Annotated in this window: 20 protein-coding genes; 11 read left to right on the forward strand and 9 right to left on the reverse strand. The window is 42.2% G+C overall.

Annotation, left to right across the window (positions count from 1 at the left end; genetic code table 11):
- Positions 1-15: 15 nt before the first annotated feature.
- Complete coding sequence (locus tag CTT31_RS10420) at positions 16-3009, reverse strand: Ig-like domain-containing protein (protein ID WP_211857777.1); 2994 nt, start codon at positions 3007-3009, stop codon at positions 16-18.
- A gap of 171 nt (positions 3010-3180) precedes the next feature.
- On the opposite strand from CTT31_RS10420, the gene CTT31_RS10425 reads away from it, so the two are divergent.
- Positions 3181-4515: a dicarboxylate/amino acid:cation symporter gene (locus tag CTT31_RS10425; RefSeq protein ID WP_211857778.1), complete on the forward strand. Its 1335-nt coding sequence runs from the start codon at positions 3181-3183 to the stop codon at positions 4513-4515.
- Positions 4516-4810: 295 nt separating this feature from the next.
- Here the strand turns inward: CTT31_RS10425 and CTT31_RS10430 are convergent, their stop codons facing one another.
- The 3 genes from CTT31_RS10430 to CTT31_RS10440 all read right to left on the reverse strand — a co-directional run bounded on the left by CTT31_RS10430 (position 4811) and on the right by CTT31_RS10440 (position 9253).
- Entirely contained in the window at positions 4811-7477 is a 2667-nt protein-coding gene (locus CTT31_RS10430; protein ID WP_211857779.1) for a TonB-dependent receptor plug domain-containing protein, read from the reverse strand.
- 314 nt (positions 7478-7791) lie between these two features.
- On the reverse strand, positions 7792-8442 hold the full coding sequence (locus tag CTT31_RS10435) for a DUF2987 domain-containing protein (protein ID WP_211857781.1): 651 nt from the start codon (positions 8440-8442) through the stop codon (positions 7792-7794).
- The gene (locus CTT31_RS10440) at positions 8432-9253 is read right to left on the reverse strand and encodes a glucosaminidase domain-containing protein (protein ID WP_130126151.1); all 822 of its coding nucleotides are present in this window, start codon (positions 9251-9253) and stop codon (positions 8432-8434) included. The genes CTT31_RS10435 and CTT31_RS10440 overlap by 11 nt, the downstream gene beginning before the upstream one ends.
- A gap of 255 nt (positions 9254-9508) precedes the next feature.
- Here CTT31_RS10440 and CTT31_RS10445 point away from each other — a divergent pair, with 255 nt between their 5' ends.
- Both CTT31_RS10445 and CTT31_RS10450 read left to right on the forward strand, forming a co-directional pair.
- Entirely contained in the window at positions 9509-10804 is a 1296-nt protein-coding gene (locus tag CTT31_RS10445) for an anti-phage deoxyguanosine triphosphatase (protein WP_211857783.1), read from the forward strand.
- Positions 10805-10947: 143 nt separating this feature from the next.
- Positions 10948-12606 carry a BamA/TamA family outer membrane protein gene (locus CTT31_RS10450; RefSeq protein WP_211857785.1) on the forward strand — a complete coding sequence of 553 codons (1659 nt, stop codon included), beginning with the start codon at positions 10948-10950 and terminating at the stop codon, positions 12604-12606.
- Positions 12607-12614: 8 nt separating this feature from the next.
- On the opposite strand, the gene CTT31_RS10455 is transcribed toward CTT31_RS10450, so the two are convergent.
- Together CTT31_RS10455 and CTT31_RS10460 are read right to left on the reverse strand one after the other, a co-directional pair.
- Entirely contained in the window at positions 12615-14003 is a 1389-nt protein-coding gene (locus tag CTT31_RS10455; protein WP_211857787.1) for a histidine kinase dimerization/phospho-acceptor domain-containing protein, read from the reverse strand.
- A complete protein-coding gene (locus CTT31_RS10460) occupies positions 14000-14677 on the reverse strand; it encodes a response regulator transcription factor (protein WP_102056982.1) in 678 nt (225 codons plus the stop codon). Before CTT31_RS10460 ends, CTT31_RS10455 begins: the two co-directional genes overlap by 4 nt.
- Positions 14678-14839: 162 nt before the next feature.
- Here CTT31_RS10460 and CTT31_RS10465 point away from each other — a divergent pair, with 162 nt between their 5' ends.
- From CTT31_RS10465 to CTT31_RS10475, 3 genes are all read left to right on the forward strand, one after another.
- Positions 14840-16783: an LTA synthase family protein gene (locus CTT31_RS10465; protein WP_249122390.1), complete on the forward strand. Its 1944-nt coding sequence runs from the start codon at positions 14840-14842 to the stop codon at positions 16781-16783.
- 75 nt (positions 16784-16858) lie between these two features.
- The gene (locus CTT31_RS10470; protein WP_260491224.1) at positions 16859-18502 is read left to right on the forward strand and encodes a phosphoethanolamine transferase; all 1644 of its coding nucleotides are present in this window, start codon (positions 16859-16861) and stop codon (positions 18500-18502) included.
- Positions 18492-18872, forward strand: coding sequence for a diacylglycerol kinase (locus tag CTT31_RS10475; RefSeq protein WP_010605037.1), 381 nt, complete (start codon positions 18492-18494; stop codon positions 18870-18872). Before CTT31_RS10470 ends, CTT31_RS10475 begins: the two co-directional genes overlap by 11 nt.
- A gap of 67 nt (positions 18873-18939) precedes the next feature.
- Here the strand turns inward: CTT31_RS10475 and CTT31_RS10480 are convergent, their stop codons facing one another.
- The gene (locus CTT31_RS10480) at positions 18940-20175 is read right to left on the reverse strand and encodes a DEAD/DEAH box helicase (protein ID WP_260491225.1); all 1236 of its coding nucleotides are present in this window, start codon (positions 20173-20175) and stop codon (positions 18940-18942) included.
- 421 nt (positions 20176-20596) lie between these two features.
- On the opposite strand from CTT31_RS10480, the gene CTT31_RS10485 reads away from it, so the two are divergent.
- Positions 20597-20881 (forward strand): hypothetical protein, encoded by a 285-nt coding sequence (locus CTT31_RS10485; RefSeq protein WP_211857793.1) that lies wholly within the window; start codon positions 20597-20599, stop codon positions 20879-20881.
- A gap of 41 nt (positions 20882-20922) precedes the next feature.
- Here the strand turns inward: CTT31_RS10485 and CTT31_RS10490 are convergent, their stop codons facing one another.
- On the reverse strand, positions 20923-21357 hold the full coding sequence (locus CTT31_RS10490) for a hypothetical protein (protein ID WP_010373924.1): 435 nt from the start codon (positions 21355-21357) through the stop codon (positions 20923-20925).
- A gap of 265 nt (positions 21358-21622) precedes the next feature.
- On the opposite strand from CTT31_RS10490, the gene xthA reads away from it, so the two are divergent.
- The 3 genes from xthA (at position 21623) to rlmA (ending at position 23934) form a co-directional block, all read left to right on the forward strand.
- The gene (gene xthA / locus CTT31_RS10495; protein ID WP_211857794.1) at positions 21623-22432 is read left to right on the forward strand and encodes an exodeoxyribonuclease III; all 810 of its coding nucleotides are present in this window, start codon (positions 21623-21625) and stop codon (positions 22430-22432) included.
- Between the two features lie 81 nt (positions 22433-22513).
- On the forward strand, positions 22514-23137 hold the full coding sequence (locus CTT31_RS10500) for an energy-coupling factor ABC transporter permease (protein ID WP_045989339.1): 624 nt from the start codon (positions 22514-22516) through the stop codon (positions 23135-23137).
- The gene (rlmA, locus tag CTT31_RS10505; RefSeq protein WP_039497436.1) at positions 23134-23934 is read left to right on the forward strand and encodes a 23S rRNA (guanine(745)-N(1))-methyltransferase; all 801 of its coding nucleotides are present in this window, start codon (positions 23134-23136) and stop codon (positions 23932-23934) included. Before CTT31_RS10500 ends, rlmA begins: the two co-directional genes overlap by 4 nt.
- 67 nt (positions 23935-24001) lie before the next feature.
- Here the strand turns inward: rlmA and yfbV are convergent, their stop codons facing one another.
- Positions 24002-24448: a terminus macrodomain insulation protein YfbV gene (gene yfbV, locus CTT31_RS10510; RefSeq protein ID WP_017219085.1), complete on the reverse strand. Its 447-nt coding sequence runs from the start codon at positions 24446-24448 to the stop codon at positions 24002-24004.
- A gap of 152 nt (positions 24449-24600) precedes the next feature.
- Between yfbV and CTT31_RS10515 the strand changes: the two genes are divergently transcribed.
- On the forward strand, positions 24601-25800 hold the full coding sequence (locus tag CTT31_RS10515; protein WP_211857795.1) for an acetate kinase: 1200 nt from the start codon (positions 24601-24603) through the stop codon (positions 25798-25800).
- The last annotated feature ends 1 nt before the right edge of the window (position 25801 follow it).

Below are 25801 nucleotides of genomic sequence, written 5' to 3' on the forward strand. Positions count from 1 at the left end.
TTGGCATTTGTTGAATTATCCAGCGTCTGTAACGCTTATTCCGATTGATTGTGTCTTTCGTTCGTCATCATCATCTCCCAAAGCTGGGAAAGTAAATTTGATCCCTAATACGCCAGAAAGTTTGTTGTTTGGCTCAGCTTCCCTCGCCAAAGTAACGTTGAAGAAGTTTGGCTTATCACTTGTATAGTTCCCTAAGGTGCCAGACACACTTCCACTGGTTAGCTCACCGTTATTTGTTGAAATCTCGACTTCTGTACCCGCTGGAAGTGGATTACCAAACTCATCAGTGAAATAAATTGTAATAGGAACGGCTGATGGGCTGCCTGCCGCCGTGAAATCTACACTGGCGAGGTCGCACACACCGTCTACTCCAGATGGTTCAAGCACTAAGCCATTCCCACTTGGACACGAATTAGAACCAGCAAGCGAAGCCGGCACTGTAAACCGCACAAAAGCATTATCGCCAGACATTATCAATTCAAATTGTCTGTAAACATTAACTAGCTCTTTAGTACATTCTCCTGCGGCTTCGGCGGCTTCTGAACAAAGCAAACCATTATATTTGCCGTCCCCTTCATAAATATTGTTGCCATCGATATCAAAATCAAAGCGACCATTGTTATTGCTATCCACCCACCAATCGTCATGACCGCCATTTACAGTTCCCGTTGGAGAACAAGGTCCTGTGTTTGCAGCAGAATCACAATTCTCTTTATCAAAACGACCATTTTCATTGGTATCTAGGAATGCTTCTGTAAGGTCAAACTCTTGGCGATATTCGCCAATGTCGAACCGACCATTACGGCGCTCTACTCCACCGCTAGATTGCTCATCTCTGAAATTTTCTTGGCCTTTAACAAAAGCCAACACACTTACACGCCCACCCATAACAATTCGTCTAAGTGCAGTTGTAGCGCCATCGTTCGACGAAGCGTCTTTTTGTCTTAGCATGCCATTAATACATGGTGCAGCACTACCAAAATATGGGTCACAGTTCCAATTAGCTGAGCTTTGCTTTTGAGTATTTGATAATGTAGCTGCTAGTCTAGGAGCTACCGCTTCAAAGGTATTCACATTACCGTCTATATCACCAATGCGGTTACCCCAACGATATTCATAGAAAGGTCTATCTCCTTGGCTACGCCACACCACAGTACAAGCAGCATTATTCGTTCTACAATCGTAAGTGTCCTCAGACTCAGTACTACCAATAGCACCGGCTTCAGCAATCACAGTTGCAGCAACGCCATCAGCATTAAACTGATTGAATTGATCACCAAAGAACAAGGTAATATTTGTTGTTACCCCATTATAATTAAGCGAGTTGGTATTGAATGTAACAGGGGAAGCGTCAAAGGTATCCTGATCGGTGACACCTGAGCTTAAAATTAATCCTGACGATACACCAAATATCTGCTCACTTAATGGGATTGTATGCATAACACCTGCGGGACAGCGGACATCGTCGTTTGATGCATCTGCATCATTACATGCTTTGGCGATATCCGTCCAACAGGTAATCGCATCACCCTCAGGTAAATTCACGTAAGATTCTTCTGGGATGTAACACGCACTAACAACGAGCGGACCTGGCACAATACCAGACTTAACCGTTGTTCTTACAATACCATTTGCATTGGTGTTTCCGGTAATTTGTGTAAGCGAGGCTAGACCTTGCTCATCCGACAATCTAAAGTCGACTCGCGCTCGTGGAATTGCAAGGTTATCTTCATCTACCAGTTTAAAGCTCACAACAGATTGGGTTGGTAAACCGCCTTCGCCAGGGGGTAAAGCAATAAACTGATTAAACCCATCTTCTTCAGGTAAAAACTGTACCGCTTGTGCAAGCGCGCTATCCACTTCAATAATCGTTTCTTGGTTTATTGGAGAGCTGCCGTTTTGGATAGTAACAGAAATTCTATCTTCGCCTTGGCAACCTTTAGCACGGTATGTAGAGCGGGCGATACCATTGGAGGTATTTACCGTTTCATCTAATTCTGCAAGCGCAGGGGTCGCTACGGAACAAGCTGAGCTAAATGCAACTTCAACAGCACTATTGATTAATGCCCCATTCTGATCCTTCAACGTCACAGTAATAACCGTACTTCCACCTGCGGAAAGCTTTTGTTGAACTCCATTACTATCAACCAAACCATTGTCAATCGTAACATTCAACTGAGCAACACCAACATTAAAGTTGATAGCCTGAGTGACATCAACATAGTCTGGAGAGTTTACGGTAATAGTACCTGCGCCACCTTGGTTACCAGGCTGAAACTTTAGGATTGCAATACCAAAAGAATCCGTTAACGCGGTGCCTGTCGATGGTAAGATAGCCCCTAAAGTAGTCTCAGCGCTAATTAACGCGTTGGCAATAGCATCACCAGTTTGGCTAGATGTCATTTTGATGAATATATCAGCCGTCTCGTTTGACGATACTTGATTGACGCGAGTACACCCAGCAGCAATTGGATCTATCATTGCCTGATTTCGGCTATCATCCCAACCTGCAGGACATTTACTTAATAACATGACCTCAAGTTTTGCTGACGCGGTCACATTGCCGTCATCACCACCACCTTGAGAGGTAAAATCAAAAGATCTCGTTGCACTATTATCACCTTGAGTGTAAGTCGCCGTAATACGTCCAGCACCCACAGTAGCCGTTACTTTTAACGTAATTGACGCTTTACCCTCAGTATTTGTAAGCACAGACCCTGAGCTGGGTTCCATGGTTGCAAATTCGTCGCTCTCAAAAACGACTCGACTATTTGCCAGAGGGCTACCATCTTTTGTTAATGTGGCAGTGATTACTAGAGGAGATGAAGATGAAAGTGTATTCGTTGAATTACCACTAGTATCCGCTCCTGAAAGCGTAATGGCATAAGTACCATCGCTACCATCATCACCATTACCATTATCTGTATCTTTTTGGATACTGCCGCCGCCACCGCACGCGGTCAGTAAGAATGCTAGCATCAGTATGCTATAATAGCGCATCAAGGGCATTCACCTATCTCCCTAGCTAAGTTAATTTTATTATTGTTCAATAGTAACTCAATTTTAGCGATAAAATCACAATTTTTTATTAGATTAGGTAGATTTTCTGTCGTGAAATGCTGTTCATCTGCGCCAAGCCTGTTAAGCTTTAGCAGTTTTAAGATACATAGTGTTAGGACAATGTCAGAAAATCAAAAAATGGGCCTAACGGCGCGCATTATGATAGGCATGGTGTTGGGTGTTGTATTAGGCCTCACTCTTCAAGCCATCCTAGGTAAGAATAAAGAAATACTCATTCCTTTAGGTCTCTTTGACCTCCCCATTAAAGGTTTTTTCGTTGACGGTTTATTCCACATAGGTGGGCAAATCTTCATTGCAAGCTTAAAAATGCTTGTTGTTCCTTTAGTGTTTATCTCCCTTGTATGTGGCACATGTAGCCTTAGTGACCCAAAGAAATTAGGTCGCTTGGGTGGTAAATCCATTGGTTTGTATCTCATTACAACAGCAATCGCAATCACGGTTGCAATCACGCTCGCACTACTCATTGCACCGGGCGGTGGCGTTGAAATTCCAAGCAGCGCGTCATTTGATGCAAAGCAAGCGCCGACACTTGTGCAAGTTATAATCAACATGTTCCCGACTAACCCAATTGACGCGATGGCCAACGGTAACATGCTTCAAATCATCGTCTTTGCGCTGCTATTTGGTATTGCTATGGCACTAAGCGGAGATGCCGGTGCTCGCCTAGCATCTGTATTTGAAGATCTCAATACAATAGTGCTTAAGTTAGTGACTTTATTGATGAATGTCGCACCATATGGCGTATTTTGTTTGATGGCTAAGCTGTTTACAACCATCGACATGGGGTTAATCGCCGAGCTCGGCAAATACTTTATGGTGGTGCTGGCAGCACTGCTAATTCATGCATTCATTAACTATTCAATCTTATTTAAGCTGTTAACAGGTTTGAGTCCAATCATCTTCCTGAAGAAGATGAAAGACGCATGTATGTTTGCCTTTAGTACCTCGAGTTCAAGTGCGACTATGCCTGTAACATTAGAGACTGCGACTAAGAAGCTAGGTGCACATAACTCAGTCGCTTCTTTCACAATCCCTCTGGGTGCAACCATTAATATGGATGGCACAGCTATCATGCAAGGTGTTGCAACAGTCTTCATCGCTCAGGTATTTGGCGTAGACCTCACGATCAACGACTATCTCATGGTTATCTTGACTGCTACTCTTGCCTCAGTTGGTACGGCAGGTGTGCCTGGCGTTGGTTTGATCATGCTTGCAATGGTGCTTAACCAAGTTGGATTGCCAGTTGAAGGTATCGCGCTTATCATTGGTGTAGACAGACTACTAGACATGACAAGAACAGCAGTTAATGTCACTGGTGACTGTATGGTAACTTGTGCTGTCGCTAAATCTGAAAACGAATTTGATATTGATGTTTTCAACGACCCTGATGCAGCAAGAGAACTGGAAGAAACCACTTCTAAAGCAAAAGCGTAAATATCAATAACGCAGCTAGTTATAATAGCTGCGTTATTCTCCTCAATAAGCCAACTCAATACCCTTCTATCGACATATCTGCTATCCATACATTTTCTTCATTGCCACTTTTTCCTAGGTACAGAATAAGATTAAGCAGAAGATTCTCCGTGCCTATGCATAGTTATTGCAGGATTTGGACATGGAGTTACCGATAAGCCTCTCCACCTCAAAGCTAGACCACTTAATTAAGCGAATTGGTATAAAAAAAACCGCGCTATAAAGCGCGGCTTTCATCTTAATAAACGTTAACGTATTAGAATTGGTATGCAAACTTCACGTATACTTGACGACCAAGGATACTGTGCGTTTTATTGTCAATTCCCATAGACTCTGAAGGAGCAAGCGGCGCTTCCTCATTAAACAAGTTAGACGCACCCAGTGTTACTGTCAGCTTTTCTACGCCAATATAACTGACGCTTGTATCAACGGTAGTCCATGAATCAATCTCATATTTATTGCCATCACTATCGGCAAGGTCTTTATACGAATCGACATAGTTTACGCTGATATTTGCAAGCCAATCGTTCTTGGCCCAGTCCATGCCTGCGGTCCAACGGAACTGTGGATGCTGGTATTCTCCATTGAGATCTTCTGCAACATTGAATGTGTTACCTTGATCGTCACTTTCAAATGACTGCTCTTCAAAGTTAAGTGCGTAAGTTAAGTTGTAATTGAACTTAAACTCACCCATTTCACGTGTAGTTAATGCGTAGGCTAAGTTGACATCGAAACCGTCAGTTTCACGACCACCAATGTTAACAAAGGTGTCGTTAATAGTCAGAATACGACCAAGTGTGCTACCTTGATTAGGCGCACGTACCACCAAATTAGGATCAGTGCCACAACAATCAACTAACTTTTGTGCACCAATCTTCTTGATAAGATCTTCTTGATCATAGTTCCAGTAATCCACACCGATACTAAAGTCATCAGTCGCTTGCCACACAACACCTAAGTTGTAGTTTTCTGACTCTTCTGGTTGTAGGTTTTTGTTACCAGACACAATCGCGGTGTATTCATATGGGCTACAATCATCATCAGCGCCAGTTTGGCGACAACGCTCGCGGTCTATCACACTGGGGGATTCGTCAGTTCTACCTAGATGTAACTGCACAAGAGAAGGTGCTCTAAATGCAGTTCCCCAAGAGCCTCGAACTACAACACTGTCAATTGGTGTCCAGCGAAATGCCACTTTTGGATCGGTTGTTGTTCCAAAGTCACTATAGTCTTCATAACGTAGCGCTAGTTGTAGCTCTAAATTATCCAGTACTGGCACACTAAACTCAGCGAATAGCGCAGTATTGTCTCTATCACCATTAGCTTGTGTTGCTTCTGTACCAAAGATTTCGCCTCTGATGTATTGACTATCTGGGTTATCTTCGATTTTCTCGTAGCGATGTTCGAAACCAAACGCTGCAGCAACGTAGCCTGCACCCAATTCAAACAGTTCGCCTGAAATGGTACCGTCTAATGATTGCATGGTTGATGCACCATAACGCGTAGTCGTGGTCTCAAAAAACGCCAGACCGGCTTCTGTGTTCGTGCTTGGTTCAAATGGGTTCCAAAGACCCTCATCAATCGCTTGCTGCGCTCTTAGCTTGTTAGGGAAACCATCAAAACCCTTTTCAACTGCACTTGAACGAATAGCAGAATATGCAACTTCCCAAGACCACGCATTCCACTCACCACGAGCACCAAGGACGGCGCGGTAGTATTCAGAATCAACATCTTTTTTACGGTTACCGATATCAACCGTACGACGACGCATTGAAATATCTACACCATGTAAGAAATGGTCTGGATCGTTAAACAATGGGTGATTTGGGTTATCACCATCCATAAATAGCTCTGTAAAGCTTGGACTACCTGCACCTTGAATGAAAGTTGTAGAGTGCTGTGCCGAAATTTCTGCAAAACCTTCAATACCGTCGGTGATTTCTTGTACACCGTTATAGTTAAAGCTAATACGCTCTGTCGATGGAATTGCGGTCATGTGTGGCGCGTAGTCGTAGCGACAAATATCACCAATATCTAAAGCAGGATCGCATTTATCATTACCCCATACGTCCGTAAAGATAGTCTGTCTTACCTGAGTGCCATCGTCTTCAACACGAACTACAGGTAATCTCGCCCACTGCTCGTCTGTTAACATGCTTCTCATCACTTCAACACTACCAGGAACACCAGCAGAACTTAATGAGTTATTACCACCACGAAAACGCTGATCAGCAGATGCCGTATAGTCACGATCTGCATACGTTAAGTGACCACGTTTGAAATAATCGAGTGAGAAATTATGGTGGCCATTTTGTGTTGACGACCCCCAAAGAAGAGTAAAGTTTTGTTCTTCGGCACCACCATCTGCGGTGTCTGAGATTTTACCTGCAACTTCAAAACCGTCGATATCATCACGAAGAATGATGTTAATAACACCCGCTACCGCATCAGAACCATAAGTTGCAGAGGCGCCATCTTTTAGAATATCTATACGTTTAACCGATGACACCGGAATGGTATTTAAGTCCACAAATGATGTTTCGATATCTTTTGCAAATGGGCTAACCGCAACGCGGCGGCCATTGATTAATACAAGCGTCGATGATGCCCCTAACCCTCTTAGAGCAACACTAGAGCCACCATTTGCTGTGTCATCGCTGGAGTTACCTTGCGTACTAAAAGTACCAGTACCCGATACCGGCAGCTTTTGCAACGCGCCAATAAGGTCCGTTGATCCCGTTGAAGCTAGATCAGCAGCTGATAAACTTTGGATTGGTGACGGGCCTTCTAAATCTGTTCTTTTAATGTGAGAACCGGTCACTTCAATACGTTCAACTTGCTTCGTTTCTTCAGCCTTAACTTGTTGATTCATGCCGATTAAAACGGCAATAGAGAGCGCACTGAGTGGTAATTTATAGGTCATCCTGTTTCCCCTTAAGTTGATAATTACACTGTAGTTTTTTTAATAATCCAGCCATTATTAGCATACCGAAGCAACTTTAACAATGCATTTATTTAACATTAAGTTTCCATTTTGGGGGTCTAATGGCAGAAATTCACGACGAATAGATATCGCTGTTTGCCGGTATGAATTATTGTCAAAAGAAGGATTAATAGTGATGAGAGAGGGTTTTATCTGTAAGAAATGCAAGGGTGAAGTAACGTCTAACGAATTTCGTTAGTCTGAATAGCTCCGACTAAAGTCTATAGACGTTACTTTATATAATGATGGGCTAATTATAGTGCCAGCCAAGGTTGCACTGATTTTATATTCACAGAGTCTGCAAAATGTGTATTGTCGTTTGACCACGTCTTCGGGACGCTGATTTGACAGACTTGCGACTCACACTTCATTGTAGCGTCGGTGACGGTTTGACTTCTGCCAAAGGTCACAATAACCCCTTGTTGCTCAGGCAGCAAAAATGACAGCAAGTTTTTAATAAAAAAGCCAGAGAGATCAGCCAGTAGCTCTTCAAATTCCTGTTGCATTTTATAAAGGTCAGCTTTGCTCAAAGATGTCGTGTTAAATAACTCAGCTTCAATCTGCATTTTTAGCTGGCAGTCCGAGTTTGTGCCCTTCGTTTCAATCACTACTTTTGCTTTGTTTTTGTCCAACTCTTTATCAAATGGCAGCAATAGCTGCGCTTCATCAGTGTACGACAATGGAAAACTCGCTTCCTCGGTCACAATATTACCCGTCGTGATTTTACAGGCTTGCATACTTACTGTATCAACAAGGTAAAAACCCACACGTGCAAACTCAAACTCGCCTTTACTTACCACTTTTAGCCTGTCGTAAAAGCTGTCATATGCAAAGGTGACTGCTTTAGCTGAGGCTATCGCACTCCAAAGTGCCATTATCAGGACAAGTACAATCTTACTCTTCATCAAAATACGCTCGGTTATGCCTTATCATATCGTTAAGTTCGTTCACGTAGTCCTCACCACGCTCTGAATAACTCAAAAGACCACTTGTTAATACTGTCGCGTCAATCGGCGCTTTTTGAGCTCGCAGCTCTGCTCGTACCGAACGCAACTCCCTGTATGCATCATTGGTGTTAATATTTCTAAAGTATGACTTGACCGCGGCTCTTACCGACTGAAATGCTCTAACTTCATGATCGGCCGCATCTTCTCGCCGCTTAGGCACCATACCGCAGCCTTTGGTGTAACACCATTGACCAAAAAAATTTAACCCAATTCGTGCAAACCGTGACGTACCCCAGGCTGATTCATTAGCAGCTTGCATCAGCGCCAGCTCTTTAGGAATAATATCCACTCGGCGCAATGCTCTTTTGAGCGAAGATTCATTAATGGCTTCGCCTTTTAAATCATACTTTGTGAAAATCATCGCAATCTTTTCTATTTGTTTGCGTGTTAGCGTTTCATCAAATTGCACCATCATCAGAGCGATTTCAAGCGTTGCCCGTTGCTCTAAGATCTGTTTATTTTCGGCTTCTACGTGCGGTTTAATAAAGTCGAAAAACGCCGTTTTCTTTTCCTTAATGTCACGAATGGCTGAAAAATTGGGTAGCTTTACACTATGGAGTGGCTTTTCCGGCACCTTAGGTACAACCTCAGCACTCGTATCCTCTTGATCTAAAGTAGAATCTTGAGGACTTTTATCTTGGATAAAAGGATAAATTAACGCCCAAATGGTCACTAGGGCAACAATGAGTTTAATCAGTTTAGCTTGCATACTTCTCCTCGCAGTGGCGTTGTTCTGGAAACGGAGTCTCTTTCCCTAAGTCTCTAAGAACTTTTCTCAAGCCCGCTCAATAACAGTTTTATTCTGTTACTATAGTTTGATAGAGCGTTGATAAATTGCGCCAAAATAACAGTATTCAAAAATAGCGGCTGATAATATCAAAAGCCGCAATTAAACGCGAATTTTCGTTCAGTTATCGTACATAGTTTAGACGAGTTTGAGATATAAAGAAAAAGGAACAGAAGTATGACGTCTAACGCTTGGCAGCAGCGTCTGCTATCGCAGCAAAAAAACCGCCCTAACGACAATCGCTCAGCATGGCAAATAGATCGTTCTAGGATCATACATGCCGCGGCTTTTAGGCGCTTGCAAGCCAAAACCCAAATTATGGCAATCGGCGTCAACGACTTTTACCGGACTCGTCTAACACACTCTTTGGAAGTATCGCAAATAGGCAGCGGTCTACTACGCCATTTAAGAAAACAACACCCTGAATTTGAACACTTTCCTTCAACAAGTCTTATTGAAACTTTGTGCCTAGCGCATGATATCGGCCACCCGCCTTTTGGCCATGGTGGAGAAATCGCGCTTAATTACCTTATGCGCGATCACGGAGGGTTTGAAGGAAACGCTCAAACCTTGCGCATTGTCACCAAACTGGAACCATACACTAAAGGTTATGGCATGAACTTAACGCGCCGCACCTTATTAGGTTTTATTAAATACCCTGCATTAATCGACACACTTTGGTATCACCAACCAACGCAAACACAAAGTCGAAAATACATATTGTCCAGTGATTGGCTGCCTGCAAAAGGCATTTATCAATGCGACCAATCGGTATTTGATTGGATCCTCTCGCCATTTTCTCAAAACGACCAAATAAAGCTGCAAGAAACCGAGGTAAAAGACACCTTCCGTCGCAAGACTAAGTTTAAATCGTTAGATTGCGCCATTATGGAATATGCCGATGATATCGCCTATGCAGTTCATGATTTAGAAGATGCGATAGCAACCGAGACCCTTAACGAGGCAGCATGGCATGATTTTGCTCTGCCTGAATTGCAAAAGTTAGACTCACCTTGGTTAAAGCAAAACTTACCGCGCGTGAGCGAGAGTTTATTTTCAGAAGATGAATCTAATCGAAAAGATACCATAGGTGAACTCGTCAACCTGTTTATTGTGCATTGTAAACTCACCGTTCAAGACTCAGATTTTGACTCCGCCCTACTTCATTTTACCGTTGAGATGGCACCCGAATTTCAGGAGATCCTACAAGTATTAAAAGTGTTCGTATATCAAAGATTAATTCGTGAACCTAAAATGCAGCAAATTGAGTTTAGTGGTCAAAACCTGCTTATTGATTTATTTGAAGTTTTTGCTAGTGACCCGATGCGATTATTGCCGTATACAACCCAAACATTATACCAGCATGCAACCGACGAAACGCAGCAAATGCGTGTGTTAGCGGACTATCTTGGTGGCATGTCTGATGAGTATGCAAGAAAAACGCATCGACGCTTATTTACCGGGGAACTGTAAACTCTGTTCGTAAAGGCAAAACTCAATCATGAAAAATTCACATACATTGGCGATTAATTCATTCTTTAATTTTTCTTAAGCCTTTCTTAAGTATTGGCATATATGTTTTCAACGTAGCTTGATATTTTTCAGTTGGAGCATATATGCCAGCCAAAACCGTTGCGGTATTCGTGTTAGTCACTTCAATCACTCCTGCGTTTGCTGGTGACCCATTTAGCATCGACGCCCTTTGCAATAATAAAGCTGAACATAGTAATAAAATGGCTCGACAGACAGATAAAGCGAGCCAAGAGAAAAACATCAAGATTGAGTCTATCGAAATAAACTCAAACCCTATTTTTAATCCGGACGACCCAGAAACGACCTCTTTCCATGACTTAGTAAACTGGCTGCATATAGAAACCCGAGATGCGACTATCGCTTCTCAACTCCCTTTTCAGGCTGGTGACCTAGTCAGCGAGGCCGATATTTTAGAGGCTGAGCGGATCTTGCGCGCTAAAAAATACATCAGAGAGGCGAAAATCAACTACGCCAAGCCATGCAGCAGTGGCGAGCCACAGAAAATATCAGTGCAAACGTGGGACACCTGGAGTTTGCTGCCCAGTGTCAACTTTGGCCGAAGTAGTGGAAACAATAAGTTAAGTTTGGGGTTTAAAGAAGAAAACTTGTTAGGGTATGGCGTTAGGGCATCCGTAAAATACAAATCTGACCATGAACGTTCCGGTTACCATACCGTGTTGCAAATGCCTGCGCCATGGCAACCACATGCCATGATAACAGTGCAAGCAGATGATTATGATGACGGTCAAATATTTATGACTGACATTTATCAACCTTTCTATCAGCGCTCCAGCTCTTTGTTATATAGAGCTTATATTAATGCACAAGACCAAACGACTTCTATCTATCATAACGGTCAAACAGAAAGTCAGTTTCGATATAATGGTACATCTGCGCAGTTTGCTTATGGCCGTTTATGGCAGCAAACCAACACCACCACACTTAGGTGGATAGCTGGTGTCGATTACCAAGATGTCAGCTATGACGAGCCAAACTTAGCCATAAGGGATAACCTTTATGACTTCAAATTGTTAGCGCCTTGGATAAGTCTTCAATATATCGAAGATAATTATATCGTGCTGCAGGACGTAGACTTAATCAATCACAGTGAAGATTTCAACCTCGGATGGTCACTTGCGGCCAAAACAGGTATTGATACCGAAGCGGATGGAGTTGGCTCAATTTGGGAGTTTTCAGCCAATAAAGCATGGCTATTTAATGATGATGTCTTATACCGATTTAAAGCATCAACCAATGCCCAAATCGGTACGCAGCAAGGTGATAGAGTATGGTCTACTCTCGCTGCAAAGGTAAATTATCGCTGGAGCGATAGTTTTGCTTTTTATGCTGATGTCATTGCTGCGTGGCAAAACAAGGAATTTGCCGAGCGTCCTCTTGCACTCGGTGGAGAAGAAGGGATCCGTGGCTTCCCACAAAGCTATCAACAAGGTACGCAAACGGTCAAATCTTCATTCGAGCTCCGTATGTACCCTAACATTAATATTTATCAGCTTGTTGATTTAGGATTCGTTGGCTTTGTTGATATGGGAAAAGCATCCGGGAATATACAACATCCTAATATAAGCAATAAAATGCTAGGTAGTGTAGGGCTCGGAGTTCGTTTATATTCCGCCCGTTCAAGTAATGAAAACGTAGTGCATATAGACTTTACTAAACCATTAAGTAACTACCCTGAAGTTGACAGCTGGGAACTTGGTTTATCAGTGGAAACTCACTTTTAAATAGCGCTTCAAAGGGTCAATGTAAAGGTGATGGTGCTCGCTTCCAACGCAACAGTGAGTTCCGCGTCAATGGCTTCAGCAAAGGCCCTAGCAATAGGCAAGCCCAAGCCAAAGCAATCATTCGCGCTTCTCGATTGGTCGCTTTGCCATAGTGGTTCAAATAATTGTGCTAAATTCACGTTTTCGAGCTCGCCGGAAACCTGATTGCTCACTCGAACATTTATCCCATTTGTCGCCCCCTTTTCAACAACGATAAGTGCTTCAGAACCCAGTACTCGGTGGCGCTTGGCATTTTTCAGTAAGTTACCAATGATGCTCTCGACTGCCATTAAGTTGGTCTGAATTGGACATTCGGAGCAAGTTGTCTGAATCTCAACATTATCAAATGCTATCTCACCAATCGAACGGTTGATGACTTGCAATACATCAACAACATCGTCTTTAGGTAGCTTTATCTGCTCGTATTTATGTAACAACATGACGTTGGTGACGATGTTTTTCATCCGCTGACTTATTCTTAATACTTCTGGCACAAAGTCATCCGCCAGTTCATTGTCTTCCGGGAAGCGTGAAATAACTTCCGCCAAATTAATAAGCTCCGTAATGGGCGTTTTTAATTCATGCGAAATATCTGAGGTTAGGCGCTTTTCTCGCAAGTACAATTGTCTGTTTTCAACAATAAAACGGTTTAGGCTTTGCTCAACGGGTAATAGCTCAGAGACAGGCTTTTCTAATATTATGGTGTCTGAATCTTTAGAGAAATTTAGTTTGGCTATCTGAGCGTTCATGCTATTCAACGGCGCGAGACCAACATCGACCGTTTTGCGCACAAAGACACGAATAAACACCACAACACATACAATAGTCACGATAAAAACGATATCAATGAGCCAAAGAATAAAGTCCAATCCCTCCGACGAGGCCGCATAGGCAATAACAAGTTCGTCGTCAAAAGATTTTTTTTCCCCTTTTAGGGTATGGATCTGCGGAATAAAACGGGTATATATGATCCGTCCCGCACGACCATCTGGCAGGGTTTCATTTACCACTTTACTTTCGCCAAGTGATAACGACAAATAAGGTAACTCGTGTTGCGAAAAAAGATCTAAGCTGTCAGAGCGTGCAAAAACTCGGTCGTTCAACCAGATTTGATAATATTCGGGCTCGATATTGCCAGTAAATTCAGGTAAAAACTCACCGGAAAAGTGCAGTTCAAGATGATCTTCATCTTCAGAGACTAACGTCATCAGCATGCCAACTTTTGTATGCATCGCTTTGTCGAATTGTGAGTCAATCCAAGAGTCAACAGCCAAATCTGTAGCGAGTAAAATGGCGACTACAACACCTGTGATGGTAATTGATAATGTGCTAACTAAGTTCCCTCGGATCGACTTCATAGTAGTTGCTCAACATAATATCCAAACCCGCGTTTAGTTTTAACTGGCAAGCATTGACCCAACGCTTTAACCTTTTTACGTAGCGAAGAAAGGTGAGCTTCGATGGCATTTTTCGATACGCTATCGAAATTGCCGGTAATATAAGTGCTCAATTTTTCTGGTGTAATAATCTTATTTTGATTAGTAAACAAACATTCCAAAATTTTATACTCATTGGGTGTTAAGTCTATTTGCTGCCCTGCAATTAACGCCGACTTTAGCTGCAAGTCAATGGTCAAAAAGCCATGCACGATTTCATCACCATCTTGTTTAAATGCCCCTCTTCTCATTAGCGTTAATAGCCGTGCATGCAGCTCATCAAACGAAAAGGGCTTGGCGAGATAGTCGTCTGCACCACTTAATAAACCCAGCACTCGGTCTTCAGGTTGTGACTTTGCTGACAACACCAACACTCGAGTGTCATTCTTCTGCTGTCTTAGCGCTTTAAGCACACTTATGCCATCCAAACTGGGCAACATAATATCTAAAATAATTACATCATAGTGATCCATCAGCGCCATACTCAAACCGCTAGAACCATCCGCCGTATCATCTACCGTAAAACCCAGTTTAGAGAGCCCTAAGGTTAAGCTGCGACGCAGGGATTCAGAATCTTCAATCAGTAACACATTCATAAATAGACCTTTGGCTAGTGCTTAATATCACATAGCTTAGTTGCTCAAACTTAAGATTCGCTAAAGAGAACTTCAACTTTCACCAATTCCGAAGGATTTCCTAAGCTTTTCTTAAGTTTCGTCGGATAGTCTTGTGATAAATGCAACTATTCTTAACATTCTATGAACAAAGTACACTTTTCAACTCCTTATGCACAACCTTTCATGGTGTTTTTCTTGTCCTTGTTGGTGATTTTGACGCTTAGCCGTTTAGGACTATCAGCTTGGATGTTAGAGAGAATGGCAGGCTCTGATCCTTTAACCTTTGTGATATCAGGCCTACGAGTTGATTTGAGTACTATCGCATATCTCGCGATACCTCTCTTATTGTTAATGGTCACGCACTATTTTATGCCTAAACCATTGAAGCCTTTACTTACTGCACTAGTAACGGTGTATATTGCATTGGGTATTGCATTTGTCCTACTACTCGAAGCTGCAACTCCTGCATTTATTTTGCAATACGACATCAGACCGAACCGTTTATTTATTGAGTATCTAATTTACCCCAAAGAAGTTATTTCAATGTTGTTGAGTGGTCACTTGGGCACAGTGATATTCACCCTACTTTTATGTACTTTGGCTTTAATAACCACCTTGAGATATTTTCCTCGCATTGGCAACGATGTGCCATTAAAGCGGAATATGGCTATCTCTACTTTTTGTAGTCTTATCTGTTTAGCGCTGTTAGCAAGAGGCACTCTGGGTCATAGACCACTTAACCCTGCTACCGTCTATTTCTCACAAGATGCATTGGTTAATTCGCTGACCATCAACTCAGCTTATAGTGTTGCGTTCGCAGCAAAAAATATGGGCAGCGAAAAAAGTGCCAGTGCGCTTTATGGTTCGCTATCCAAAGAAAAGGTTTTTGATACAGTAAGAAAAGCAAGTTACAAACAAGGTTTTATCTCAAATACACTTCCTACCCTAGCCACTAATCCGGCATATCATCAGGGCAAAAAGAAAAACTTAGTAATTATCTTAGAGGAAAGCTTAGGCGCGCGTTTTGTCAGCTCGCTAGGGGGAGCAAATCTAGCCCCAGAGTTAGATAAACTGTATCAAGAAGGCTGGGGACTGGAGAACCTCTACGCAACGGGCACCCGATCGGTTCGCGGAATTGAAGCCGTGATCACCGGCTTTGTACCTTCACCGTCACGCTCCGTCGTTAAGCTTTCAAAGTCTCAGCAACAGTTTTGTACGTTGGCAGATATTTTAGCCAAAGAAAACTATACCACACAGTTTATTTACGGTGGCGAAAGCCACTTCGATAACATGAAAAGCTTCTTCTTAGGAAACGGCTTTCAACGTATCGTTGACTTTGATGATATTGAAAGCCCGGAATTTGTTGCGTCTTGGGGCGCCAGCGACGAAGATCTGTTTAATCAAGCGGATAAAGAATTAACTCAGCTGAGTGAAGAAGAAAAGCCATTTTTTAGTTTGATCTTTACATCTAGCAATCACGACCCGTTTGAAATTCCTGACGGAAAAGTAATGTTACCAACAAATCATAAAAGTGATAAACCTGCGCGAGATCTCGCTATCAAGTACGCCGACTATGCACTCGGAAAGTTTATTGATAAGGCCAAGCAAAGCCGTTATTGGCAAGATACTATCTTTTTAGTCGTTGCAGATCATGATGTCAGGGTGTATGGATCCGAGCCCGTCCCTATTAAGTCTTTTCATATTCCAGCCGTTATTTTGAATTCAGACTTTAATCAGAAACAAGATAAAAGATTGGTCAGTCAAATTGATTTACCTGTCACTTTGCTTTCTTTAATAGGGGTTGAACGCCCAACGCCTATGCTTGGTTTTGACTTAACCAAACAATATCCAGTGCAAAGAGCGATGATGCAATATTACGATAATTTTGCCTACATTGAAGATGACAAAGCCGCCATTTTGATGCCAGGCAACAAAGTGAGTTATTGGCAATATGACACGGCGACTAAGATGCAAAAACCATTGCTGAATACAACGCACACCATTGATTTGAAAGAAAAAGCACTATCTCATGTATTATTTAGTAATTTGGCCTATCAGGAGCAAATTTATCGATTAAAAGAGTAAAGCATAAGGTTCTCTTAAGTATTTCTATAGAAAATAAAGATAACTTAGTTTTTATTTTCTCGTCAGGAGTTGGATATGTTTAAATTTTTAAAACATATCTCCCCATCATGCTATACCAGCCTGATGGTTCTCGCCACACTTTATTGTACCATTGCTTTTAATAGCCTATTTATTATCAAAGTCTTTAATGTTTCTACAATACAGGAGTGGTCCGATTGGCTATTTTTAGCGTCTGTCCCTATTCTTTTGTTTTTCCTGACACTGTTACTATTTAGTTGGTTTTCTTTAATCACCTTTGTACGGCCTTTTTTATTTATCACCATTGTGCTATCCAGTGTGTTGCTATACGCATCAATAAACTACGGCGTAATATTTGATAAAAGCATGATGCAAAACATTATTGAAACAGACACGGGGGAAGCATTTTCATATTTAAATATAAATCTAGTTCTTTTCGTACTAACTTTGGGTTTAATTCCTGCTTATTTAATGACAAAAAACAAAATCAGGCAGCCACTAAAGCAAAGACTAAAATCCTTTATTCTCATTAATTTTGTTTCAATAACCTTCATCTCTTTGATAGCATTTAGCTTTTATCAAAACTATGCTTCCGTTGGTAGAAACAATAAAGAAGTCGCAAGCTATATCACGCCATTTTCATTTTATATTGCAGGATATAAATACCTGAGAGATAACTACTTTTATCCTCCACTACCATTTCGATTACTAGATAAAACACCTGCGTTAGCTTCCAAGTCAGGTGCTAATATTACCGTTGTCGTTGTTGGTGAAACTGCACGTGCAAGCAACTTTTCACATGGAGGCTATAAAATAGATACTAACGAATACACTAAACAGGACGGCATCAAATATTTTAGTAAAATGTCATCTTGTGGCACAGCGACAGCAATTTCAGTACCCTGTATGTTTTCACGGCTAGATAGAGCACATTACAATAGCCGTCTTGCTCAGAGCCAAGATAACGTGCTTGATGTGATCCACAGGGCTGGCGCCGATGTGTTTTGGATAGACAATAATAGTAGTTGTAAAGGTGTATGTAATCGGGTTGAGAATTATCGGATTGATACTAACAAGGATAACCCGCTGTGCGACGGTAAGTATTGCTTTGATGAGGTACTAATCCCATCACTTATGAATACCATAAACAACGCGCAAACAAGCAATATTGTTGTTGTCTTACATATGATTGGCTCGCATGGCCCAACTTATTACCGCCGTTACCCTAAAACACAGCAAAAATTCCTCCCAGATTGCCAACGTAGCGATATCCAAAATTGTACGCCTCAAGAATTAGTGAACACCTATGACAATACCATCGCTTACACAGATTTAGTGTTGCACAAAATCATTACACAACTGTCCTCGTTAGACGCAGAAACTGTCAACATGCTCTATGTTTCCGATCATGGCGAATCACTTGGTGAAACCGGATTATATTTACATGGCTTTCCATATCGTCTAGCACCTAAAGAGCAAACTCAGATCCCGATGATTTACTGGAGTAATCGCCTAACAAATAAAAGCTACAGTGATTGCATTGACGCTGTAAAACAGCAACCCCTTTCTCATGACAATATCTACGATACGTTACTTGGCTTAACTCAAGTTAATTCGAAAACCTATCAGTCCAAAAATGACATATTCGCAACCTGTCGAACTCAATTATTCGCAACTAATGGAGAAACTAATGCATTTTGATAACACCAATAAGCCAACTGGAGCAAAACGACTATTGCTGGCGCTTGGACACTCATTTAGAGCGTTTAATTGGCTCACAAAAAATGAATCCGCCTTTCGGCAAGAGCTTATTCTACTGCTGGTTACTATCATTTTGCTGTTTACACTTGAACTTTCACTCTATGAGCGCGTTATGCTGTTTTGTGCAACGCTGTTTGTGATGTTTGCAGAGATAGTAAATACCGCTATTGAAGCAACAATTGATAGAGTCGGTTTAGAAATCCATCCACTGTCGGGGCTTGCCAAGGACTTGGGCTCTGCAGGCGTATTGATCGCACTTATCGTTTTTATCTGCATCTGGGGCAGCTGTTTATATCAAAACCTCTACTAGCAATTAATGGCCCATGATGCTTATGTTTGGATGAGAGAAGCCAAACATAAGCTTTAGCGCTAAGCCATTACTTCCTTTTACGCTTGGTTCTTGTTCCCAAAATACGCTTTTTGTCTCTTTGCTTCTTAGATTTACCAGAATTACGGCGAGTGTCTTTAGGCTCTTTGGTTAAATCAGGTTCATAGCCTGGCAGCCATTGCGGCGCAAATCGCTCATCTAAGAAAATTTCTATTTCTTCTAGTAGCCACTGTTCATCAATACTCACAAGCGAAATGGCTTGGCCGTTTTGTCCAGCACGACCACTACGGCCGATACGGTGCACATAGTCTTCAGCAACATAGGGTAACTCAGCATTGAAGACATAGTTTAGCGAGTCAATGTCAATGCCACGAGCTGCTACATCCGTTGCGACCAAGACGCGAATTTCACCTGATTTGAATTGAGATAGCGCTTTGTCACGCGCGCCTTGAGACTTATCACCGTGGATCGCTGCGGTTTTAAGGCCATCCTTATTCAATTCTTTTGCGTAGCTATCAGCACTATTTTTTGTGCGAGTAAACACCAGTACCTGATGCCAATTATTTTTGCCAATCAAGTGGGCGATCAATTCACGTTTGCGATCTTCGTCTACCGAATAGAAAGTTTGCGTAACTGTACTTGCGGTGCTGTTCTGGGATTCAACACCTACTCGCTTAGGGTCGTTCAACCAAGGTTTTACTTGGGATAACACAGCATCGTCAACCGTAGCTGAAAATAGCAACGTTTGACGCTTAAGCGGCATAGTGCGCATGATCCGCTTAATTTCCCCCATAAACCCCATATCTAACATGCGATCTGCTTCATCGAAGACCAAGTGTTGAATATTTTTGAGTGTTAATGTGCCTTTGATTAGGTGGTCAAGTAAACGCCCTGGTGTCGCAACCACTACGTCTACACCCGCTCTTAAGCGCTTTTCTTGCGGGCCAATATTTGCACCGCCATATAAGCACACGACATTTAAGTTAGTGTTCACCACTAACTTTTCAGTGTGCTCTGCAACCTGCTGTGCCAGCTCACGAGTCGGCGTTAGTATCAATGCCCTAACCGATTTCTCACCTTGCGTGGCGCCTATCAGCATGGAGTGCAAAATCGGCAGCATGAAGGCGGCAGTCTTACCGGTTCCAGTTTGGGCACTTGCAATTAAATCACAACCACTGAGCAGAAGTGGAATACTCTTTTCTTGAATTGGTGTGGGTGACTCAAACCCAAGCTCAGTAATTGCGCTTAGTAGTTCAGGGTGAAGTTGTAACTCGCTAAATGTCATTGGAGATCAGTATCTATTACCAAAATTGCGCGGATTATAGCAAAGAATTATCTAAGCACTGTAATGTTCAATCTAGTTAACCTGAGGTTTGGATAAGAAACGTTCCAACTCATTGTTTCTAAAGAACAACTTAGCTTTTTCCTTGTCTAGCCAGAGAGTTTTAGGGAAAACACCGCTTCCGCGTCCTGCTCTCGCTAAGGTACCTACATCCTGTAGGCAAAGCGAATTTACGCACCAATAGCTGGCTATTGGAAGTGAATTCAACGCAGTTAGCGCTAAAACTGGCTGCTAGAAAGGCATTAATTATCCGCAGCTCAGGTTAGTTACTTTCCACTGATTTTTATTTAGCCAGAACAACTTCTCAGATAAGATTAATCACGCTAACGCACAATGCCCAAAAGTAATAAATAAGGAGATGCACATGTCACAAAAGCAATTGAAACTTTTAGCGGTAAGCCTAGCATTTCTCGCCATTGCGCCTTTATTTGGTTTACTCATTGCTGAGCTTAGTGTTGCAGTACTAGATTGTCGGGTTTCAGAAAGTGGTCATTCTGATTGTGTTATCGGCGGTATTGATATTGGAATGCTACTGGCCATTTTATATACAGGTGGTTGGGTAAGTATGATTTCTATTCCTGTGGCAGGCTTGGCGGCTTTGGTCTGTTACGCCAAATACCGTGATGCAAACCTAAATAACAACCAATAAAAAAGGGGCTAACTGCCCCTCTTCTCTTCACATCAATTTGATTAAATTGCTGCGTTTCTGAATTCTTTAACAAATTGCTTAACTGGCATATCGTTACAACGTAAGTTGCGAACCTGTTGGTTATTCAAACGTAGGTGATTAACGCCGTGACGTACTGCATCTAAGCATAGCTCAGTTGCGGTATCTGTTTTTTCAGCAATTAGCTCAACTTTCTTTTCTTGCTTTTGCGAGCGCTTTGCCGCTTTTGCAAACTCACGGATATCTTCACCATTACAGTGGATGCTTGGTGAGAAGCGAGAAATAAATAGGCCTAGTGATGCAGCTTCTTTACGTGCTGCACTGAAACCTTGCTCTGCTGCAACAGCACATACTTTCGTCGCTGGTGATGCGTCAGCTTGAGTGAACTCAACCTGTGAAGCGAAAGCCGTTGTAGAAACCAAAGAAACAAGACCAAAGAAAGAGAGAGATTTAAGCATAATATACCCCAATTGAACGATTCGGCGCGGATTATAATTACAACGACGAATAAGTAAACAGCTAAATCATGCAATTTTGGTTATTTAATGATCTATTTACACTAAGCTAAAATCCTCGTTATCCTCTCGCTAAACTTGTGCAAAATTTAACAACTGCCAACATGCTTATCAGCTGACTAAAGAAGTAATTTCACCCAAGCGCTGACCCTCTCGTTTTTAAGTGATAAACTTTGCCAAATAACAGCAAGAATCTAAAGAGAGCGCTATGAAAATTGTTTCGTTTAATATAAACGGCCTCAGAGCTAGACTGCATCAATTACAGGCATTGATTGAAAAACACCAACCTGATGTCATTGGACTGCAAGAGATTAAAGTCCATGACGAAGCTTTTCCTATCGACGATGTAGAAGCACTTGGCTACCATGTTTATTTCCATGGTCAAAAGGCGCATTACGGTGTGGCACTACTCTCCAAGAAACCTGCAAAAGCTATCCAAAAAGGCTTCGCAACGGATACTGAAGAATCACAACGCCGCATGATCAGCGGTACGTTTGAAAGTGATTCAGGTAACGAAGTTACCGTTATGAATGGTTACTTCCCTCAAGGTGATAACATCAGCCATGAAACTAAATTTCCGTATAAAAGACAATTTTATGCAGATCTCATGACCCACTTGAATGATTTTGCCGATCCTCACTCTAACCTTGTTGTCATGGGCGATATTAATATTTCTCCACTGGATGCGGATATTGGTATTGGTGAGCAAAACCGCAAGCGTTGGTTAAAGACGGGTAAGTGCTCGTTCCAACCAGAAGAGCGCGAGTGGTTAAAAACACTGCTAGATTGGGGCTTTAAAGATACATTTAGAGTACTGACACCTGATGCAACCGAAAAATATTCGTGGTTTGACTACCGCTCAAAAGGGTTTGATGATAACCGAGGTCTGCGCATAGATGTGGTTTTAGCAACCGCTCCATTAACTGCGAAATGTATCGAAAGTGACATAGATTACGAATTGAGAGGAATTGATAAGCCCTCGGATCACGCACCAATTTGGGCAACTTTCGACATTTAATCGCCCGTTTTTTCCGCCGAGACTGTGAATACAGTGCTCGGCATAGAGCAAAATAACCAAATTTAAAAACTGGATAGAAACGTGACGTTTATCGCTGCCCTTGGGTTATTTTTACTCAGTTTTCATCGCAAAGAATATCAGCAATTACTACAAGTACCAGCTAGACAAACTGGCGTATTAAGTTGTGCGGTTGTCCTCACGTTACTGTGGCAAATAAAAGCAGGCATTTTACCTGAGCTGAACATTCATATTCTTGGAATAACAGCAGTAACGTTAATTTTAGGCTGGCGACTGGGTGCGTTAAGTGCAACTTTGGCATGCCTCGTCCATAGTTACTTTAGTGCTTTTACCTTGGTGGAGTTTGGTAATTTTTGGCTGTTTACTGCACTGATACCTGTCTACTTAAGCTATGGACTCTTTGCCCTTTGCTATCATCATTTACCGCGGCACTTTTTCGTTTATATTTTTGTTTGTGCATTTATTTTCGCAGGTACGGTGGGCTGTTTAAAGATACTTCTAAGCGCATTCTATTATTATGCAATCGATGCCTATACTTGGTATCAGTTGGCAGACAATTATCTCCATTTTGCCGTAATAATGTGGTTCCCTGAAGCCATGTTAAATGGCATGGCCATCACCTTACTCATTACATATCGCCCACATTGGGTAAAAACTTTTTTTGATAGGGAATACTTAGACAAATGATCTCCCACTACCGCTGTCCACTGTGTAAACTGCCTTTATATCAAGGCGGTGCAAGCTACAGCTGCAATAATAATCATCAATTTGATATTGCCAAAGAAGGCTATGTCAACTTACTCCCCGTGCAAAATAAAAAATCAAAACAGCCGGGCGACAACCAAGAAATGGTTGCAGCGCGTCGGGCATTCTTCGAAACCGATCATTATCACTTTCTACGTGATAGGCTTGCACAAATCGTCTCTGAAAAAGTGCCGGCTACCCTGCTGGACTTAGGATGTGGTGAGGGCTTTTACACCCATGAAATCGCAAATCGCTGCGAGAATGCCAAAGTCTACGGGGTCGATATCGCAAAGCCTGCTGTCCGCTATGCCGCTAAACGCTATCCTCAAGTAGAATTTAGCGTAGCCTCCATCAAAGAGGCCCCTTTTGAAAATGAATTTGCAGATGTGATTGTGAGTATTTTTGCGCCAGTGTTCGCCGAAGAACTCGCCCGTCTATGCAAACCATCAGGCAGTTTGTATGTCGTCTCACCCGGTGAACACCATCTATTCGAACTCAAGTCTCTGATTTATGACAATGTAAAGCTACACAAGGCACCAGAAACACCACAAGGGTTTGAGTTGGTTGAACGGACTAAATTACAACAAACACACAGAATGGAATTTGAGTGTGTTGAACACTTAATCATGATGACGCCATTTGCATGGAAATTTAAGCAACAACACATGGACAGATTACAAAAGATGGACCATATCGAAATCACGCTCTCGTTTTTGATAAACGAATATCAGCGCAAGTAACCCAACATCAGATCACTAATTATGAGCAAATCGCTGCCTACTTGCTTGGTAGGCAGGAAAACAGAAACTACAGATTTTCTTGCGTAAACGCTTTGTCCATTTTATCGAACATATCTTTTAGCAACCGCGCTAAATCTCTGTATCTAGGCTTTCTTGAAGACATCGGCGAATCATAGCCATTAGCAACCATCTTTTGATGTAGTTCTGTATACCAAGAATACAAAGCCGGATTTAACGGCGTTTCAGCTCTTTTACCAAGCCATAATAACCCTTGGACAGGAAGCGATAAAAAGAACAAAGCAATCGCAATGGCTTGCGGCAGATATTGAAAACCCAATTGGCTGGTCTGCAAAAACAGGGTAAACACCGCCAGCATAGGCATTGTATTTAAAGCAAGTTCTGTCGCCTTGATCACCCTAAATTCGGGGAACAACGGTGCTAATTCCTTGCGCATAGGCCACTCTTTCGAGTATTGACGTCCAAGTTGCACTTGCGAAATAAGACTTTTTTGCATCATAACTCCTAGGTGCTAACTTTTATATAAAAAATGAGGTAAAATCGACGTCTTTACTGTCAACTATACCTTAGTCTAAATGCGTAGCTTATATGCGCTATAGCTTTAAGCTTAATACGCAATAACTGTTATTGTCAAAACGGAAAGTCATTATGTCATCTCAGCATGTTTTGGTTCTTAATTGTGGAAGCTCCAGTCTTAAGTTTGCAATCATCGATAACGCAACGGGAGAGGAGATATTATCAGGTCTGGCTGAACGCCTAGCTGAACAATCACCACAAATTAAATATAAGTTCCAAGGCAACAAGGAAATCGTGCCCCTAAATAGTGGTGATGCGCACCAAGTTGCGATCACAACGCTTGTAAAACTCATCAAAGATCTCGCGTTAGACGCAAATCTTGTCGCTGTCGGCCACCGCGTTGTACACGGCGGTGAGCGCTTTACACAATCTGTCATTATCGATGACTCCGTTATAAATGCTATCCAAGAAACGGCTAGTCTGGCGCCTTTACATAATCCAGCTAACCTACTTGGGATCCGCGCAGCTCAAGCCGAATTTGCGCATCTACCGCAAATTGCTGTCTTTGATACGGCTTTCCATCAAAGTATGGATCAAACAGCGTACCTTTATGCCCTACCTTATTCACTATATCGTGAACATGGTGTTAGACGTTACGGTTTCCACGGCACCAGCCATGCTTATGTATCGGCGCAGGCCATCGAGATTTTAGGCCTAAAAGGTAAACCATCGCGTATTATTACCGCACACTTAGGCAATGGTTGTTCCGTTACCGCGATTAAAGACGGTAAATCGGTGGACACCAGCATGGGCTTAACACCATTAGAGGGTCTAGTGATGGGCACCCGAAGTGGTGATATTGATCCGGGCTTGTTCTCGTTTTTAGTTAACCACCTGAACTATTCAACACAGCAAATTGACACTTTGTTGAATAAACAAAGTGGCCTTCTAGGTATTAGTGAGCTTTCTAACGATTGCCGAACGATTGAAGAAGCTGCACAGGAAAACCACCCTCAAGCAACACTGGCGCTTGATATTTTCTGTTATCGTTTAGCCAAACAAATTGCTAGCTTCTTGGTACCACTAAACGGTTTAGATGCACTTGTATTTACCGGTGGAATTGGCGAAAACTCTGATGTTATCCGTGAAAAAGTAGTAAACCAGCTTAACTTCCTTGGCATGCATATCAATAAAGAGCGTAACCTCAACGCACGCTTTGGAAATCAAGGTGTGATCACTGATGAGTCTCACTCTCCTGTCGCTATGGTCATCCCAACCAATGAAGAATGGGTGATTGCCAACGACGCAGCTACGCTTGCTAAAGGAGTGTAAT

The organism is Pseudoalteromonas maricaloris, from assembly GCF_024746855.1.
Classification (GTDB): Bacteria; Pseudomonadota; Gammaproteobacteria; order Enterobacterales; family Alteromonadaceae; genus Pseudoalteromonas; species Pseudoalteromonas maricaloris.